This is a genomic window from Novosphingobium aquae, assembly GCF_037572715.1.
Lineage (GTDB): Bacteria > Pseudomonadota > Alphaproteobacteria > Sphingomonadales > Sphingomonadaceae > Novosphingobium > Novosphingobium aquae.
Window position 1 is genome coordinate 200,935 of record NZ_JBBHJY010000007.1, and the last position, 15,774, is coordinate 216,708.

Below are 15,774 nucleotides of genomic sequence, written 5' to 3' on the forward strand. Positions count from 1 at the left end.
CGGTTCGCCGCCCAGTCAGCCGCTCCGTTTGCCCCGCACAAACTGCCTGTCAGTCGAGATGAACCGGTCGAGCATTGGCGGAATGCAACGCTCGATGGGCGGAGCGCCTTCGGTATTGCCGCCATTGATCGCGACCGCATAGGCAACAAGATTCCGGTGAAGACGCGCCGGCAGCTCCAGCGTCACTCGCACCGGCTTATCATCGGCGATGTCCGCCAGCTTGAGCCGCGTCACTGCCCTTCTCCCAGCACCAGATCATGCGTCACGAGCACACGAACTGGCGCGCCGGGCCGAATGGTGAGCGTCGGCCGTACGCCGAGTTCGCGGCTCACGACCTGCTCGCCGGCGCGATTGACGCTGTCCTGAGTGCCACGCCTGATTGCACGGGTCAGTTCGCCATCACTACCGGAACCAAGCTCAGAGCCGATGCCCAACAGGGTCGACACCAGTGCAGCCTTGAGCACCCCTCCCCAGTGATAATCAGTCCCATCTTGCAGGCCGGCAAAGCCGCGCGGGTCAACACCCGGCTGGCGCTCAAGCACGATCGAGCGCCCATCAGGCAGGATCAGCCGGTTCCAGGCGAGCAGGACCCGGCTTTGGCCAAACGAGACTTCGGCATCGTATTCGCCGATCAGCCGCGAGCCCTGAGGTATCAGCAGTATCCGCCCGGTCGGACTGTCATAGACATTTTGTGTGACCTGCGCGGTCACCAGTCCGGGCAGGTCCGAGCGAATGCCGGTGATCAGCGCTGCAGGTATGACCGAACCAGCTTGCAGGATCGCAGGAGACGCGAGCCCACTCAACCGCTCGGCAGACACGGTCCGGCGGTCACTGGCGCGTTCCAGAAATGCCTGCTTCCTGCCGGCTTCGTTCTGAGTGGCAGCGGCAGGGACAGCGGGACCTACTGTGGTCGCCACATTCCCGATCATGCCCGGGCTGCTGTTCCCGGCGGTCCCACCGCCGAAGAACAGACGGCTAGCACGCGCAGATTCCCGCTCTTGCTCGGCGCGCTGGCGTGCCGCTTGAGCAGCGCTCTCCGCAGGATTGCTTGCGACTTGGGGGTGACCCACGGGGGGCAAGGCGGCAACGTCGCCGCGCCGCTGAGCATCGAGGATTGGCTTGCCGAGATCGCCGGGTAGCGGCGGTCCGAGCTTCGGCACTGACCCATAGTCCTTCGGCGCGCCGGCAAGGTTGTCCGCTACGGCTACACCGTCGGTGTTGTAGAGTTCGTCCGCCGCTTTGCGTGCCTGCGGTTGCAGTGCGTAGATGAGAGCGCCTCCGACAACTGCGAACCCGCAGGCCGAGGCAATGCCGATGGCTTTGCGAGACAAGCGCATGACGCGCGGCGGATCGCCGCGCAGCTTCACGGCGGCTTCGGCGTCCATCACCGGCTCGCCGCCCGCCGGGGCCAGATCCTGATCAGTCATGCCCGCCCCCGTCGGTTGGAGGTGATACGGACGGTCTTCTGGCCCTTGCCGGCGCCAATTCGCAGCTCGGCCTGGCCGAAAAGGCGATCGACGATCATGTAGCGTCCTGCGACCCGGTAGTTGACCAATTCGCCTTCACCACCAGTTCCGACCACGAACAGAGGCGGAAGCTCGCCTTGCGCGACGCCCTCCGGAAACTCGATAAACACGCGGGTCCCGTCATCGAAAGCACGCAGCGGACGCCACTCCGCCTTGTCGCCAGCGATTTCGTAGCGAAAATTGAGCAGCGAGAGGTCCATGCCTGACGCAACCGGTGCCATTCGCCCCGCTTCTGCTCGGGCCTGCCGAAGGGCAATCAGCGCGTCCTGAGGATAGGTCCAGGAGACCGAGGCCATGTAGACAGACGGACTGGCGCGCAGTTCCACATGGTAGGTACGCCTGTCGGTATTGATCACGAGGTTTGTCGTGATGTCGGGCCGAACGGGTTTTACGAGTATGTGGACCCGCGCATTGGCACCTGCCCCGCTTACGGTGTCGCCAATCATCCAGCGCACCGTATCGCCGGAAGCGACAGGCCCCGAACCGACAAGTTGTTCACCTTCCTGCAAAGCAATGTCGGTCACCTGGCCAGGTTTGGCGTAAACTTGGTACAGCGCGCCTTCAACGTAGGGAAAGACCTGGATTGCGTTGACGAACCCCGTGCGTTCAGGCTGGACCCGGGCTGCTTCCATTGCCGCTCCCACCCTGTCCCGGAGAGTGGGGCGACTCTGGGACGGGCGGGAGCGACCCGCGGCGAGGGGAGCGACGCGCCGCGGAAGGGGTTGGAGTTGCCCTGGGAGTGGAAGCGGCACCGGGACGGCCACAATCGTTCCAGGTGAATGGTGCGCCTGCGATGACTCGCTTGAAATCGCAGGCGCTGCAGGCTGGTCCTTGGCCTGCGTAGGGAAAGCAAGGGCTGTGCTGGCAGCGAGCATTAGGGACATGGTGCGGCTTCGTGCAGTGAGAAATTTGCTGATCATGATCCGAGTTCCTTCGACCAATTGATGGCATTGACGAAGATGCCAAGCGGGTTCTTGCGCAGGGCATCGGGAGTGCGCGGAGCCTGGACGACGGTCGTCAGGATCGCTGTCCAGCGGCTCGTCTCGGCAAGGCTGCCATCGCGGTAGCGCCGCTCGACCCAGGCAACACGAAAACTGGTTGGCGAAGCGCGGATGACGCTGGTCACATCCACCCCGACCTGTTCCTTGCCTACAAGCGCAAACGGATCGTTGGTGCGAGCATAGTCATTGAGCGCAAGCGCACCCTTGTCCGTGGCAAAGTCATAGGCACGCAGCCAGTTCTGCCGGACCACGATCGGATCTTCGGGTACTGCACGTACTTGCTCGATGAACCGGGCAAGGTGGAAAGCGATCTGCGGGTCGCTTGGGCTGTAGTCGGCCTGTGCAGGTGCAATGGCCTGCGCTTCTCCGAGCTTGTCGACCTGCACGACCCAGGGAACGATCGAGCCGCGCGCTCCTTGCCAGATGAGACCGGCAGTAAGGCAGGTGGAAAGGCCGAGCGCGCCGAAGAAGGCAAGTCGCCAGCTGTGGGCCTGCACGCGGGCCGAGCCGATGCGGTCGTCCCAGACCTGGGCGGCGCGCTGGTAAGGCGTCTCGGGCTCAGGTGTCTTGCCGTAGCGGATAGAGGGTCGTCGAAACATGCGTCAGTCCTTTTCCGAAATATCGATGGAAGCGCCGCCGCCGTGACTGTCACCGGCCTTGAGCGTGTGGGCGGCGAGCGTCGCGCTATGGGTCAGGGTCTGCCGATCCTTCATTGCCTTGGCCCAGGCGGGTTGACCTGCGTCGCCATAAGCAGGAGCTGCGGGCGGCGTATTGGGTGAGGATGTGATCGTGCCGCCAGTATTGGTGATCGCGGCGCGGCTCCCATCGCGGAACGACTGCCTTATGCCATCAGCTGCCTTGCGCAGCGGCGAGGTGGCAGCACCGACAGCGGCATCGCCGACAGCGGACATGCCCGAACCGACTGCCGCAGCTCCTGACTTGCCGGCCGAGCCCAGCGCATAGGCCATCCTCGCCCCGCCCGCAGCGCGCGAAGTGCCGTGGGCAACATTGGATGCGGCATTCGCGACTGCGCCGCCCGCCAAGCGCGCACCGGCAACAGCGCCTGCGGTTGCGCCACCGGCGAGCAGCGCGGTTCCGGCAGCGGCACCAGCGCCAAGCTGCGGGCCGCCCGAGACGATCCCGTTTGCAATGCCCGGGCCGAAGACACCGAGTCCCAGCAAAGCCAGGCTGGCCAGTACGATCGAAAGCGCATCCTCGATGGTCGGCTCGCCGGAAATCGCACTTGTGAACTCGGAAAAGATGGTCGAGCCGATGCCAACGATCACGGCGAGCACAAGGACCTTGATGCCGGACGAAACCACGTTGCCCAGCACGCGTTCGGCCATGAAGGCGGTCTTGCCGAACAACCCGAACGGGATCAGCACGAAGCCGCACAGCGCTGTCAGCTTGAACTCGATCAGGGTGATGAACAGCTGGATCGCGAGAATGAAAAAGGCAATGATGACGAGCGCCCAGGCCACCAGCAGGATGACGATCTGGAGGAAATTCTCGAAGAAACTGACGAAGCCCATCAGTTCGGAAATTGACTCAAGCAGCGGTCGGGCAGCCTCGAGCCCCACTTGCGCGACGCGGCCAGGTTGCAGCAGTTCTGCCGCCGTGAACCCGGTACCGCTGGCCTTGAGGCCAAGCCCCGCGAAGCTCTCGAAGACGATCCGCGCCAGGTTGTTCCAGTTACCGATGATGTAGGCGAAGATCCCGACGAACAGAGTCTTCTTGACGAGCCGGGACACGATGTCGTCTGCTTCGCCCCAGGACCAGAACAGCGCTGCGAGCGTAACGTCGATCACGATCAGCGTTGTTGCAACGAACGCAACCTCGCCAGAAAGCAGGCCGAACCCGCTGTCGATATAGCGCGAGAAAATGTCGAGGAAGCGGTCAACGACGCCCGTACCACCCATGTCACCTGCCCTTTGCTGGATGTGGATCGACGGAAGCCGCGGACGGAGAGTGGTCTCCTGTCACGGGACTGCCGGGCTTGGGTTTGGCGCCGAGAAAGCGGCGGCGCTTTTCCGCCCAGGCGGCAAGACACGGGCTAACTTCCAGCGCCTGTTCGCCCATCGCCGCACAATCACGCAGCATCGCGTCGAGCGGATCGCCTTCGTCATCGGTGACGGTTTCAATCTCGGGTAACGTCCGGACGGGCCGTTCGCGCAGTTCCAAAGCGGTCATGGTTAGCGCGGTAGCTACGAAGGCCCCCGCCCCGATCCGCGCGAAAAGCTTGGTGTCCATCGCTTCAGTTCCGGAAAATCTTGACGGAGGTGGGCACGTAGCCGCGGCCCGGGGTCAGGAAGCGACGGAGCTGTTCGCGCGCCTGAGCCTTGGCGGCCGCAGAATTTGCCGCATCCAGCGTTTGCGCCCGGCCCAGTGCGGTGACACTGGCAATAAGGTCAGCGAGTTGCTGCGCCTGGACGGCCAGAAGCTGGTTGCCAGCCTGGGCGGCCTGCAGTGCACCTGTCGCCGACTGGCTGGCGGTGACCAGGTCGTGCACTGCGTTTCGCGTACCTTCAATATTGGCAACCGCGCCGGCCTGGACCTTGAGGGCGTCCTCGAACGCAGCCACGCTGTTCTGCCAGCGGCTTTCCGCGCCCTCCACCATGGTGCGCTGCGAAGTGGTAAGATCCATGGACTTGTACTGGCGGGCGAATTCTGTCTGGATCTGCTGGACATTGTAGGCCATCCGCTGTGCCTGCCCGAGCAGCGCTTGCGTCTGCTGGATCTGCTGCTGGAGCGGCGCGAGCACAGTGACCGGCAAGCTCGCGAGGTTGCGCGCTTCGTTGATCAGGGAGGTGGCCTGGTTTTGCAATGAGCGGATCTGGTTGTTGATCTGCTCGAGCGTGCGCGCCGCGGTGAGCACGTTCTGCGCATAGTTCGAGGGATCGTAGACGATGCCGCCGAACTGGGCACAAGCGGGCGCAGGCACCAGCGCTGTCGCGGTCAGCGACAGGATCGCGGCTCCGGCTGTCAGCGCCTGGCGAAGACTGCCTTGTTTCGCAGGACTCGATTTCATGGGCACTACTCCTTGACTTGGACCGAAGGGAATTGGGGGCTTCGGGCTGGGGGGATGGATTGCGCTGGAGGCAGCATGTCGGCTGCCCAGCCAAGACGCCGATGGCGCAGCCATTGGCGCGCAAAGTCGTCCGCCCCGTGCGCCTGCGTAAGCTCGCCGATTGTCAGCTGGTCGGTCTTCGACGAAGTGGCGGTGAACGCGAGTGCGACCTCGCCAAGTCCCAGTTCGAACAGCCGGTTGCCGCGTGCTGACTGGCAATAATAGTCGCGCTTCGGGGTCGCCCGGGCCAGTATTTCGATCTGGCGATCGTTGAGCCCGAAGCGGCGGTAGATCGACAGAATTTGCGGCTCGACCGCTCGCTCGTTGGGAAGGAAGATGCGGGTCGGGCAGCTTTCAATGATGGCAGGTGCGATTGCACTGCTCTCGATGTCGGCGAGGCTCTGGGTTGCAAACACCACGCTCGCATTTTTCTTGCGCAGCGTCTTCAGCCATTCGCGCAGCTGAGCGGCGAAGGCAGGGCTGTCGAGCACCAACCAGCCCTCGTCGATGATGATCATGGTGGGAGAGCCATCGAGCCGGCCTTCAATGCGGTGGAACAGGTAGGACAGCACCGCCGGGGCCGCCGCCGATCCGGTGAGGCCTTCGGTTTCGAAAGCCTGGAAGCTCGCAACACCTAGGTGTTCGACCTCAGCGTCGAGGAGCCGTCCGAACGGTCCGCCAATGCAATAGGGTGCGAGCGCCTGCTTCAGGGCCTGCGATTGCAGCAGTACGGCCAGACCCGTCAGTGTGCGTTCGGCAACCGGCGCGGTGCTCAGTGACGTAAGGGCAGACCACAGATGCTCCTTGGTGACCGGATCGACCGTGACACCTTCTGAAGCGAGAATGGCCTGGAGCCATTCGGCAGCCCAATTGCGCTCGGCAGCTTCGTTTATGCGTGCCAGCGGCTGCAGTTGAACAGCTCCCGGCCCTTCATCTGCCAAGCTGGAACCGAGATCCTGCCAATCTCCCCCGCAGGCGAGTGCTGCTGCGCGAATTGATCCGCCAAAGTCGAACGCGAAGACCTGGGCGCGATCGTACCGCCGAAACTGCAGTGCCATCAGCGCCAGCAGAACGGACTTGCCCGCCCCTGTCGGGCCGACGACCAGCGTGTGGCCGACGTCGCCGACATGGAGCGAAAACCGGAAGGGGGTGGAGCCTTCGGTCCGTGCATAGAACAGCGGCGGTGCGAGCAAGTGCTCATCCCACTCCGGCCCGGCCCAAACGGCTGAGAGGGGGATCATGTGGGCTAGGTTGAGAGTTGAAACTGGTGGCTGCCGGACATTGGCGTAAACATGGCCCGGCAGCGATCCAAGCCAGGCTTCAACCGCGTTCATGCCTTCGATCATGCAAGTGAAGTCGCGGCCCTGGATCACCTTCTCGACCAGGCGCAGGTTTTCCGCAGCCAGTGCGGAATCTTCGTCCCAGACGGTGACGGTGGCGGTCACATAGGCCTGGCCGACATGATCGGCGCCCAATTCCTGTAACGCCGCATCGGCATCGGCGGCCTTGTTGGAAGCGTCACTGTCGACGAGAACCGATGCCTCGTTAGTCATGACCTCCTTCAGGATCGCGGCGACCGACTTGCGCTTGGCGAACCATTGCCGGCGGATCTTGCCGAGCAGCTTTGTCGCGTCGGTCTTGTCGAGCATGATCGCGCGGGTCGACCAGCGGTAGCTGAAGGCCAACCGGTTGAGTTCGTCGAGCAGTCCCGGAAAAGTCGCGCTGGGAAGGCCGACCACGGTCAGCGTGCGCAGATGCGACTTGCCGAGGCGCGGCTCGAGCCCGCCGGTTAGCGGCTCATCAGCAAGGAGCGCATCGAGATACATTGGCGTTTCGGGCACGCGAACGCTGTGCGCCTGCGTCGAGATGCAGCTGTGCAGATAGGTCAACGTCTCGCGGTCATCGAGCCAGGCGACTTCGGGAACGAAGCCTTCAACCAGGCGGAGCAGCCGGTCGGTCCGATCGACAAACAGGTCGAGTAGTTCCTTGGGATTGATACCCTTCTCGGCCTTGCCTTCGTAGAGCCAACTCTCGGCGCGGGCGGCGTCCTCGGCTGGCGGCATCCACAGCAGGGTCAGGAAATAGCCGCTTTCGTAGTGCGCCCCTTCTTCGGCAAACTGGGCGGCGCGTTCACGCTCGACCAATTCGGAGGCAGGATCGGGAAAGGTACTCTCGGGATAGTCCCTCGCCGGACGGCGGACCGCCTCGACAAATGTCGCCCAGCCCGATCCCAGCCGCCGCAACGCGCTGTTCAGCCGGGCCGTCGTTGCGATCAGTTCTGCGGGCGTCGCGCTGTCAAGGTCTGGACCTCTAAAGCGGGCCGAGCGCTGAAAGCTGCCGTCCTTGTTAAGCACCACGCCTCGCCCAATGAGCGCAGCCCAGGGAAGGAAGTCTGCAAGCCGATCGGCCTTGTTCCGGTATTCACGAAGCGAAAGCATCGGTTCAGACCCTCAGATGGGTGGGGAAACGCAGGTGCCGCCGGGCGACATCGACGAACTGCGGATCGCGCCGCGCCGCCCAGACCGAAGCCATGTGGCCGAGAGCGAAGATTACGAGACCCGCGATCCAGAGACGCAGGCCAAGTCCGATGGCACCTGCCAGCGTGGCGTTCGCAATCGCGAGGCCGCGCGGTGCACCGCCGAGCAGGATGTGCTCTGTAAGCGCCCGGTGGACGGGCACGACATATCCCGGCACGGCCTCGGGAGCCTGCCTCTCCATCAGACCCCCCATCACACCAAGGCTCCGCCGCCGAACGAGAAGAACGACAGGAAGAAGGACGAGGCGGCAAAGGCGATCGACAGGCCGAAGACGATCTGGATCAGCCGCCGAAAGCCCCCCGAGGTGTCGCCAAAGGCGAGCGCCAGACCGGTCGAGATGATGATGATGACCGCGACGATCTTGGCGACCGGACCCTGGATGGATTCAAGGATCGACTGGAGCGGCGCTTCCCACGGCATCGACGAGCCTGCGGCATGAGCCGGAGCCGCAGCCGCGAGCATCGCACAGCCGCCAAGCACGACAAAGGTCATCCGGGTGCGGACACGGAACAGGGTTTGGATCATGAAAGGCCTCCTTGAGCTTCGGGGATGATAGGAAGAATTCGGTAGTCACCGCGCTCATCAAGGCCGGTGACCTGTGCGAGTTCGGCGAGACGCCGTCCGGTGCCGTCGCGGACCAGCACGGCGATCATGTCGATGGTCTCGGCGATCAGCGCGCGCGGCACGGTGACCACGCTTTCCTGGATTAGTTGCTCCATGCGCCGCAGCGTGCCCAGCGCTGATCCGGCATGGATCGTGCCGACACCGCCGGGATGCCCTGTGCCCCATGCCTTAAGCAGGTCGAGCGCTTCAGCCCCGCGCACTTCACCTATGGGGATTCGGTCGGGCCGAAGCCGAAGCGCCGAGCGGACCAGATCGGAGAGGGTCGCAACGCCGTCCTTGGTGCGCAGCGACACCAGATTGGGCGCGGCACATTGCAGCTCGCGGGTGTCCTCGATCAGGACAACACGGTCATCGGTCTTGGCGACTTCGGCCAGCAGCGCATTGGTAAGCGTCGTCTTGCCGGTCGAAGTACCACCAGCGACAAGGATATTCTTCCTGGCAGCAACCGCGCGGGCCAGCGCATTGGCCTGCCACTGCGCCATGATGCCCGTTGCCACGTATTGGCCGAGCGTGAACACCGCGATGGCGGGCTTGCGAATGGCAAAGCTGGGAGATGCCACCACCGGTGGCAGCAAGCCTTCGAAGCGCTCTCCCGTCTCGGGCAATTCGGCGGAAACACGCGGTGCCCGCCCATGAACCTCAGCCCCGACGTGGTGCGCAACCAGCCGGATGATACGCTCGCCATCGGCTGCGGACATCCCGCTCCCCGTATCGGCGATCCCTGCTCCAAGCCTATCAATCCAGAGCCGCCCGTCGGGATTGAGCATGACCTCAATAACCGAGGTGTCCTCAAGCCACGCTGCAATTTTCGGGCCGAGCGCGGTGCGTAACATGCGCGCGCCTCGCGACGATGCTTGCGTCTGGATGGGGATGACGCTCATGAATTGCCTCGTGTAAGCGAGACAACCGACCATCGGCTGTCCTCGTGAGGCAGATCAAAAGGGCATCAGATTGGGGGAAGGCAACAAGCTAATGCCCGCGGCGTAGCGTGGCGAAAAGTGAGAAAGCAGCGGCGATTCTCGATGCTGCTATGTCTCCTGTGTCGGACCTTGGCGACTAACCGGAATCAACAACTAAAGTGTAGCAAGCGGACATTGGAACGATCAGGGGCTGATTGGCCGGATTCGACCAAAGTCGGTAGTTCCCAGCAAACCCTTAGCCGAAGTCTTCCAGAACAGGGCTGGATGGCAGCAAGGTAACCGGCAAGGAAACCTGGCGTTTGAGCCATGCCGCGAGTGCGCGGGCCGGCGGTTCCTCGAGGGCGATCGATCCGGCCAGCAGGATGGCCTTTTGCTGGCCTAGTGCCATCGCGTCCATGACATAGGCACTGGTTTCCGTCTCATGGACTTCGCCTGCCACCAGCAGGTTCACGTCAGCGCGCGCGATCAGCGGATTGAGCGCGTTGGGACGGCTGGTTTCGGTCGCCAGCGCCAATCCCTGCACCGGCATGCCAGGGTCGCCGATCAGCCGCACCGCATTGCTGCCTGTCGCGGCCTTGATACGGCGGACAAGATCGATCAGCGGCGTTGACGGCAGCCGATAGATAAGCGCATCCAGCAGACCGGCTTCGTTCAGTGCAGACTTCAGGCCGATGGCACGCTGCAAGGCTTGGGTTATAGCTCGCCCGTCCGCGCCGGTGCGGGCATCCTGCAGCCGCAGCACCGCAATTCCGCTGCGCTCGATCAGCGCCAGTTTCTCGGCCAGCGCCGGTTCTGGCCGGGAAACTGGGCGGTCCTGGCTATCGCCGAGGAAGGCCTGCCGGCTGATCACCAGGTTGGCCCCGAGTTCGGCCGCACGGCGCAGCACTTCGGTGGAGGCGCGGGCGACGACCACGATACCCTTCACCTCTCTGTCGCCATCGCCCGCGCGGAAGCCATCGACCAGCGTTCCCGGAGACCGGTACGATCCGCCAGCAATAGCCGTGTCACGGCGGGCCGGGGCGTCGACGCCGCGGTGCCGATTTGCCTCCGGGCCGAGACCGAGCTGTATCAGTTCGAAAAGTTCGTATCCTCGCATTACCGGCTCCTCAGGCAGGGTTGCTGTAGGGGTCGGCCGCTTCCAGCCAGCGCACCGGCAGGGCAGGAAAGATGCCCTGAAGCCATTCGGCAAGCACGCCCATGCCGGGGTCCTCACCGGTATGCCCAGCGAGATAGACCGTGACCGGGCGGCTGGCCGCCATGTCCTGAGCATAGCCAAGCACCTCGGGCTCGCGCACTTCGCCGAGCAGGACTGCATCGGCACCTGATTCGAGCTGCTGTATCTGGGCGTTTTCTCCCGGCATGCCAGCCGAGATCGAGACCGTGCGGATCATCCGCGCCGGATCGCCAAACATGCGCATTGTCTTTCGGCCGAGGCGCCTGGAAATGTGGCGTCCCAGATCGCGCGCGGAGGTGGCGGGCAGTTCGATCCACGGCATGCCGGGGCGCTCGGCGCGCAGCTTTTCCCAGCCGAGCCGCCGAACAAGTCCGGTCATGATCGCATCTCCGGGGCGGCTGTGGGCATGGCCGTGCATGCGCTGGATCACCATGCCGTTTTCATCGAGCAAGCGCTTCTTGGCGATCAGCACCGGATCGCCGTCGCGCAGGGCAGATTCGGCGAAATCGTCGTATCGCTCGAAGAAGCTGGCTTCGTGAGGGACGATATAGTTGAGCCCCGCGGCTTTGGCGCGGCGCAGCACGTCAATGCTTGCGGTGAAGCAGGTGGCGATGCCTGTGATCGGCGCATCGCGGCGGCCATAAATGATGCGATCATCGGTCGGGTTCGGATCCCACGGCTGGCCGGAGGCTGCCTTTATCGCGGCGAATACCTCGCGTGCGGTCAGGCCCGCCGGAAGCGGTGACGAGGCCCGCACCAGCGGCGCGGGTGCCAGAAGCGTGCCTGCAAGCGCGGCAATGGTTGTGCGGCGGTCAATCATCGGCGCTTTCCTCGGGTCAGGGCTGGCGGGAGTGGCAATCCGGCCAGGCGGCTGGACTGGAACGAGCCGAGCCACAGCCGTCCGCCTGAAATGGCAGCTGCCGAATGGCCATTGAAACCGGGCGCAGGTTCACCGCTGGCCACAATCCGGATGCGCTGTCTATCGCGGTCAAGTTCGCCCACTGCCCAGCCACGATGGCACAGCATGGGATCGGCGACGCCATTCACGACCTTTCGCCGACCGCCGCATGCTGGTTCTTCGAGCCGCATGCCAGTCAGCAGCAAGCGTCCGCCTGTCCAGTGGATATTGTCGGGCATGAAACCGGGCGCCTCGATCCGTGCTGCGGGGCGGCTCGTATCGCGCCGGTCATAAGCAACGACCGAGTGCCAGCCGAACGCGATGACATAGAAGTGCCTGCCATCGGGATCGACTTCGATACCGTTGTTTCCCGGCAGCCGCGTCCCCGGAAGCTCGACAAAGCGTGCCGCGCCGGGCGACCAGCTCCATACAGCGCCCGTATCGCGGCCTTCGACGAAGTCGGCGATGGTCGTTCCGGGCCGGGTAAGCACGGTTACCAGCACCGTGCCGTCGGCGAAGCCGGCCACGCTGTTGCCAACCTGCCCCACAGGCATTGGCAGGCAACCACGCCATGAAAGTTCGGGTTCGGCCTTGCCGCGCGCGATCACGTCGAACACCTCGATCGCTTCGCGCCCGCCATGGTTGACCACCAGCAATCGCCAGCGATTGCCGGCAATGCGCCGCAGCCCGAGGCCTCGCGAGTTGAACAGCGATGGCTCCGGCGGACCTGCACAGTCCGGAAAACCGTCAAGCCTGGCACCGACCTGCCCCGGCGAACCATCGAACCATGGCCGAAAGGTTCCGGTTCTGCTGTCCACCAGCTTGAGCCCCGCGCCGGGCGCAAACCCGCTGGTCACCAGCCATGGCGTGTCCGGCAGGGCCAGAACATCTTCGGGCTTGACCGGGCCGCAGGTATATTCAAGCGGCGGGTCGGACGCGCAGTCCGCCGGCGTTGCAGACGCCAGCGCAGCTGCGGCCATGAACCCGGTGAGCCCCATCAGCGGCCGGGCACGCGCAATTTCTGGTGGAAGAAGTCGAATGTCGCGTTGGTTGCCTTCAGCGTCGCCTCGCGCGTCTGCCCCGGCGTTGCGCCAATGAAGGAATGATCGACGCCGGCGATGTAGATCGATTCCACCGGGACACCGGCGGCGCGAAGGCGTGCCTCGCCGATGCGCGATTGTTCAACCGGCACGACCTTGTCTTCGGTACCATGGATCAGCAGGAAAGCTGGATCCTTTGCATCGATGTAAGTCACCGGGCTGGCGGGGGCATAGGTTTCTGCACTGCACCGCGTGGTACAGCCGAGCAGCCGTTCGGCTGCGCCATCGACCCCGTTTTCCCGTCCGGCGGCCAGGGCGGCAAAATCGAAGACGCCGTACCAGGTGACGGCGGCCGTGGCGCAGACGTCCTTGGCAGCGGCCGGATCGAGCGTGGTTTCCTTGCAGCTCAGGGCCGTCAGCGCGGTAAGGTGGCCGCCGGCTGATCCGCCCCAGATGCCAACGCGCGTAGGATCGATACGGTACTTCGCGGCATTGTCACGAAGGAAACGCAGGGAGGCCTTGGCATCCTGCACCTGCGCGGGAAACTTCGCATCGCCCGAGAGGCGATATTCGAGGCTGGCGACGACGAAGCCTTCATCTGCCAGCGCGGCCAGCACCTTTGGAAAGTCCGCCAGGGCCCCGGAATGACGGGTATGCCCGCCGACCCAGCCGCCCCCGTGGATATAGAGTACCAGCGGGTGCGGCCCCTTGGTTGCCGGCACATAGATATCAACGATCTGCGGCACATGGCCGGTGATCTGCTGATAGACGATATCGCGATAGCCCTTCACGCCCTTTGGGAAGCTGACCGGCACGACCGGGAAGTGGTCTGTCAGCTCCGGCTTCTCCGACACTGGGAAAACCCGGCCTGGCGCGGCTTGGGCTGCGGACCCTGCCAACAGCGCGGCGATTGCCAGAAGGTTGAATGCCTTGCGGACCATTATCGTCTCCATCACAGAAAATCGGGTTTGTGGCGTGCCTGCGCGGCGAGGCGGATTGGTGCGTTGATCGCACCATAACCGGCGTAGTCGCGCCGCTCGACCAGTTCGAAAAAGACGCGGCGGGCAAAGGCGCGCGTGTAAAACTGGAAGTATTCGGCTTCGCCATCCCGGTCATAAAGGATGTCGCGCGCTGCCATGGCCTCGATCAGCTCGGGTGCCAATCCCCAGCGCGCCTCAAGGTCGTCATAGTAATTGCGCGGGATTTCCAGCCGCTCGATCCCCGCAGCAATTGCCGCATCGACCGTGGCGAAAATGTCGGTGCAGGCGAAGGCGATGTGCTGCACCCCGGCACCGAAATAGTTCTGGATGAACCGCGAGGACAGCGACTGGTTGGCCAGCGAGCCGTTGAGCGTGAAGCGCACCGAGCCGTCGGCACTTTCCACCGCCTGGCTCTGCACCAGGCCCATGGGATCGGCGATCTCGATCTGGGGGGTCTTCGCCATGTCGACCAGGCTGACATAGAACAGCTGCCACGACAGGAATTCCTCGAACTGCATGGTCTGCGCGATATGATCGATGCCGGTGAGCTGCACTGGCGCTGCCGGTTCCAGAGCATTGGGAAACTCATGCGCCCACATCGAATCGCGCGTTGCGGCATCGACAAAATAGAGCAGGCTGCCCCCTACCCCGCGCACGCTGGGGATCGGCCATTCATCCGGTCCGATCGCCTGTTCGAAGCGCGCTACCTTTAGCGCATCGGCGCGCGCCAGTGCGCCGGGGACATCGTCCATCGCCAGCCCGATCGCGCAGACCGATGCACCGTGAACCACGTCAAAACTGTGCGCCAGGCCTTCGGGTTCGCAATTGATGACGATGTTGACCGGACCCTGTGTCCAGCGCGTCACGTCTTTGCTGCGGTGTCGTGCGGTTGGTCGGAAACCGAGCGGGCGCAGCATGGCGCCCAGCGCTTCCGCCTCGTCATGGCTGGCGGCAAATTCGAGGAATTCGACCCCGCGGGGTGCGGCCTTGGGTGGCAGCGCGGCGCTAGTCGAGACGGGCCGAGCAATGCCGCCCTCCATCAGGCGGAGCGAACGCAGCCCATCCAGCGCGACGCCGCTCGCCGAGCCTGCCCGGAAACGGTCGTTGAAGATCTCAAGGCTCCAGTAGCCGTCATAGCCGGTGCGGCGGATCGCTTCGGCCCAGTCGTCGAGCGGTAAATCGCCCTGTCCGGGCATGCAGCGGAAGTGGCGGCTCCAGCCGAGGTAATCCATCTGCAATTGCGGCGCATCGCAGACCTGCACGATGAACAGCTTGTCGCCCCGGATGTCGCCGATGCTGCTCGACGGGATGCCGCGGGCGAGCGAATGGAAGCTGTCGAGCACCAGCCCGAGTGCCGGATGATCGACATCGCGCACCAGCGCCCAGGCCTCGCGGTGGTCGTTGACGTGGCGGCCCCAGGCCAGCGCTTCATAGCCGATCCGCATGCCGCGCCGCCCTGCACGCTCGGCCGCTTCGGCGAGGTCATCGATCAGGCGGGGGCGATCTCCCTCGGCCTGCGGCGAGCAGCTGGAGCAGACCAGCACCAGATCTGTGCCGAGGTCGGCCATAACGTCGAATTTGCGCTCAAGCCGGTCAAAGGCCCGTTCGCGCGCCGGACCGGGCAGGCCTTCAAGATCGCGGAACGGCTGGAACATGGTGCAGGCGAGCCCAAGGTCCGCCATCATCGCCGCAATCTGGCGCGCGCCGAGATGCGTCGACAGAAGGTCGTTCTCAAAGATTTCGGCCCCGTCAAACCCCGCAGCGGCAATGGCCTGAAGCTTTGATTCGAGAGTGCCGCTGATCGAAACCGTTGCGATAGAAGTCTTCATCGCGGTGCCTGCCGTCCTGTCCCGAGCGGGAGACATCTGCTCCCTGGGCGCTTGCATATCACGGTCGCGGAGTTGACAAAAGCAGAAATGATGCGAACTAGTTCGTAACACAAATGTCCGAAAGTCTTTTGCGGGTGCTGACGGCAGCGAAAAATGGCGGTATCGAAGCCGGGACAAA

Annotated in this window: 16 protein-coding genes; all 16 read right to left on the minus strand. The window is 64.0% G+C overall.

Annotation, left to right across the window (positions count from 1 at the left end; all coding sequences use genetic code 11):
• Nucleotides 1–15: 15 nt before the first annotated feature.
• The gene (locus WG900_RS14520) at nt 16–234 is read right to left on the minus strand and encodes a DUF2274 domain-containing protein (RefSeq protein WP_339968026.1); all 219 of its coding nucleotides are present in this window, start codon (nt 232–234) and stop codon (nt 16–18) included.
• Entirely contained in the window at nt 231–1,427 is a 1,197-nt protein-coding gene (locus WG900_RS14525) for a TraB/TrbI/VirB10 family type IV secretion system protein (RefSeq protein WP_339968028.1), read from the minus strand. The genes WG900_RS14520 and WG900_RS14525 overlap by 4 nt, the downstream gene beginning before the upstream one ends.
• A complete protein-coding gene (gene trbG, locus WG900_RS14530) occupies nt 1,424–2,446 on the minus strand; it encodes a P-type conjugative transfer protein TrbG (protein WP_339968030.1) in 1,023 nt (340 codons plus the stop codon). The genes WG900_RS14525 and trbG overlap by 4 nt, the downstream gene beginning before the upstream one ends.
• Nucleotides 2,443–3,126, minus strand: coding sequence for a conjugal transfer protein TrbF (gene trbF, locus WG900_RS14535; protein ID WP_339968032.1), 684 nt, complete (start codon nt 3,124–3,126; stop codon nt 2,443–2,445). Before trbF ends, trbG begins: the two co-directional genes overlap by 4 nt.
• A gap of 3 nt (nt 3,127–3,129) precedes the next feature.
• Nucleotides 3,130–4,446, minus strand: a complete 1,317-nt coding sequence (trbL, locus tag WG900_RS14540) for a P-type conjugative transfer protein TrbL (RefSeq protein ID WP_339968034.1) — start codon at nt 4,444–4,446, stop codon at nt 3,130–3,132.
• Between the two features lies 1 nt (nt 4,447).
• Nucleotides 4,448–4,777 carry a putative entry exclusion protein TrbK-alt gene (trbK-alt, locus tag WG900_RS14545; RefSeq protein ID WP_339968035.1) on the minus strand — a complete coding sequence of 110 codons (330 nt, stop codon included), beginning with the start codon at nt 4,775–4,777 and terminating at the stop codon, nt 4,448–4,450.
• Between the two features lie 4 nt (nt 4,778–4,781).
• Nucleotides 4,782–5,555: a P-type conjugative transfer protein TrbJ gene (trbJ, locus tag WG900_RS14550; protein ID WP_339968037.1), complete on the minus strand. Its 774-nt coding sequence runs from the start codon at nt 5,553–5,555 to the stop codon at nt 4,782–4,784.
• A gap of 5 nt (nt 5,556–5,560) precedes the next feature.
• Complete coding sequence (gene trbE / locus WG900_RS14555) at nt 5,561–8,032, minus strand: conjugal transfer protein TrbE (RefSeq protein WP_339968040.1); 2,472 nt, start codon at nt 8,030–8,032, stop codon at nt 5,561–5,563.
• 4 nt (nt 8,033–8,036) lie between these two features.
• On the minus strand, nt 8,037–8,312 hold the full coding sequence (locus WG900_RS14560) for a VirB3 family type IV secretion system protein (RefSeq protein WP_339968043.1): 276 nt from the start codon (nt 8,310–8,312) through the stop codon (nt 8,037–8,039).
• Between the two features lie 11 nt (nt 8,313–8,323).
• Entirely contained in the window at nt 8,324–8,656 is a 333-nt protein-coding gene (locus tag WG900_RS14565) for a TrbC/VirB2 family type IV secretion system protein (RefSeq protein WP_339968046.1), read from the minus strand.
• Nucleotides 8,653–9,636, minus strand: coding sequence for a P-type conjugative transfer ATPase TrbB (trbB, locus tag WG900_RS14570; RefSeq protein ID WP_339968048.1), 984 nt, complete (start codon nt 9,634–9,636; stop codon nt 8,653–8,655). The genes WG900_RS14565 and trbB overlap by 4 nt, the downstream gene beginning before the upstream one ends.
• Nucleotides 9,637–9,910: 274 nt before the next feature.
• On the minus strand, nt 9,911–10,771 hold the full coding sequence (locus WG900_RS14575) for a Nif3-like dinuclear metal center hexameric protein (protein WP_339968050.1): 861 nt from the start codon (nt 10,769–10,771) through the stop codon (nt 9,911–9,913).
• Between the two features lie 10 nt (nt 10,772–10,781).
• Nucleotides 10,782–11,669, minus strand: coding sequence for a Nif3-like dinuclear metal center hexameric protein (locus WG900_RS14580; RefSeq protein WP_339968052.1), 888 nt, complete (start codon nt 11,667–11,669; stop codon nt 10,782–10,784).
• Nucleotides 11,666–12,745, minus strand: coding sequence for an SMP-30/gluconolactonase/LRE family protein (locus tag WG900_RS14585; RefSeq protein WP_339968054.1), 1,080 nt, complete (start codon nt 12,743–12,745; stop codon nt 11,666–11,668). Before WG900_RS14585 ends, WG900_RS14580 begins: the two co-directional genes overlap by 4 nt.
• Nucleotides 12,745–13,728, minus strand: coding sequence for an alpha/beta hydrolase (locus tag WG900_RS14590; RefSeq protein WP_339968056.1), 984 nt, complete (start codon nt 13,726–13,728; stop codon nt 12,745–12,747). Before WG900_RS14590 ends, WG900_RS14585 begins: the two co-directional genes overlap by 1 nt.
• Nucleotides 13,729–13,739: 11 nt before the next feature.
• The gene (locus WG900_RS14595; RefSeq protein WP_339968058.1) at nt 13,740–15,596 is read right to left on the minus strand and encodes a bifunctional sugar phosphate isomerase/epimerase/4-hydroxyphenylpyruvate dioxygenase family protein; all 1,857 of its coding nucleotides are present in this window, start codon (nt 15,594–15,596) and stop codon (nt 13,740–13,742) included.
• Nucleotides 15,597–15,774 lie beyond the last annotated feature (178 nt).

Bases quoted from the DNA above. Each gene is read 5' to 3' on its own strand.
- trbE (WP_339968040.1), bottom strand. From the start codon at position 8,032: ATGCTTTCGCTTCGTGAATACCGGAACAAGGCCGATCGGCTTGCAGAC.
- trbK-alt (WP_339968035.1), bottom strand. From the start codon at position 4,777: ATGGACACCAAGCTTTTCGCGCGGATCGGGGCGGGGGCCTTCGTAGCT.
- trbJ (WP_339968037.1), bottom strand. From the start codon at position 5,555: ATGAAATCGAGTCCTGCGAAACAAGGCAGTCTTCGCCAGGCGCTGACA.
- WG900_RS14595 (WP_339968058.1), bottom strand. From the start codon at position 15,596: ATGAAGACTTCTATCGCAACGGTTTCGATCAGCGGCACTCTCGAATCA.
- trbB (WP_339968048.1), bottom strand. From the start codon at position 9,636: ATGAGCGTCATCCCCATCCAGACGCAAGCATCGTCGCGAGGCGCGCGC.
- WG900_RS14590 (WP_339968056.1), bottom strand. From the start codon at position 13,728: ATGGTCCGCAAGGCATTCAACCTTCTGGCAATCGCCGCGCTGTTGGCA.
- WG900_RS14575 (WP_339968050.1), bottom strand. From the start codon at position 10,771: ATGCGAGGATACGAACTTTTCGAACTGATACAGCTCGGTCTCGGCCCG.
- WG900_RS14525 (WP_339968028.1), bottom strand. From the start codon at position 1,427: ATGACTGATCAGGATCTGGCCCCGGCGGGCGGCGAGCCGGTGATGGAC.
- trbF (WP_339968032.1), bottom strand. From the start codon at position 3,126: ATGTTTCGACGACCCTCTATCCGCTACGGCAAGACACCTGAGCCCGAG.
- WG900_RS14560 (WP_339968043.1), bottom strand. From the start codon at position 8,312: ATGGAGAGGCAGGCTCCCGAGGCCGTGCCGGGATATGTCGTGCCCGTC.
- WG900_RS14580 (WP_339968052.1), bottom strand. From the start codon at position 11,669: ATGATTGACCGCCGCACAACCATTGCCGCGCTTGCAGGCACGCTTCTG.
- WG900_RS14565 (WP_339968046.1), bottom strand. From the start codon at position 8,656: ATGATCCAAACCCTGTTCCGTGTCCGCACCCGGATGACCTTTGTCGTG.
- WG900_RS14585 (WP_339968054.1), bottom strand. From the start codon at position 12,745: ATGGGGCTCACCGGGTTCATGGCCGCAGCTGCGCTGGCGTCTGCAACG.
- trbL (WP_339968034.1), bottom strand. From the start codon at position 4,446: ATGGGTGGTACGGGCGTCGTTGACCGCTTCCTCGACATTTTCTCGCGC.
- trbG (WP_339968030.1), bottom strand. From the start codon at position 2,446: ATGATCAGCAAATTTCTCACTGCACGAAGCCGCACCATGTCCCTAATG.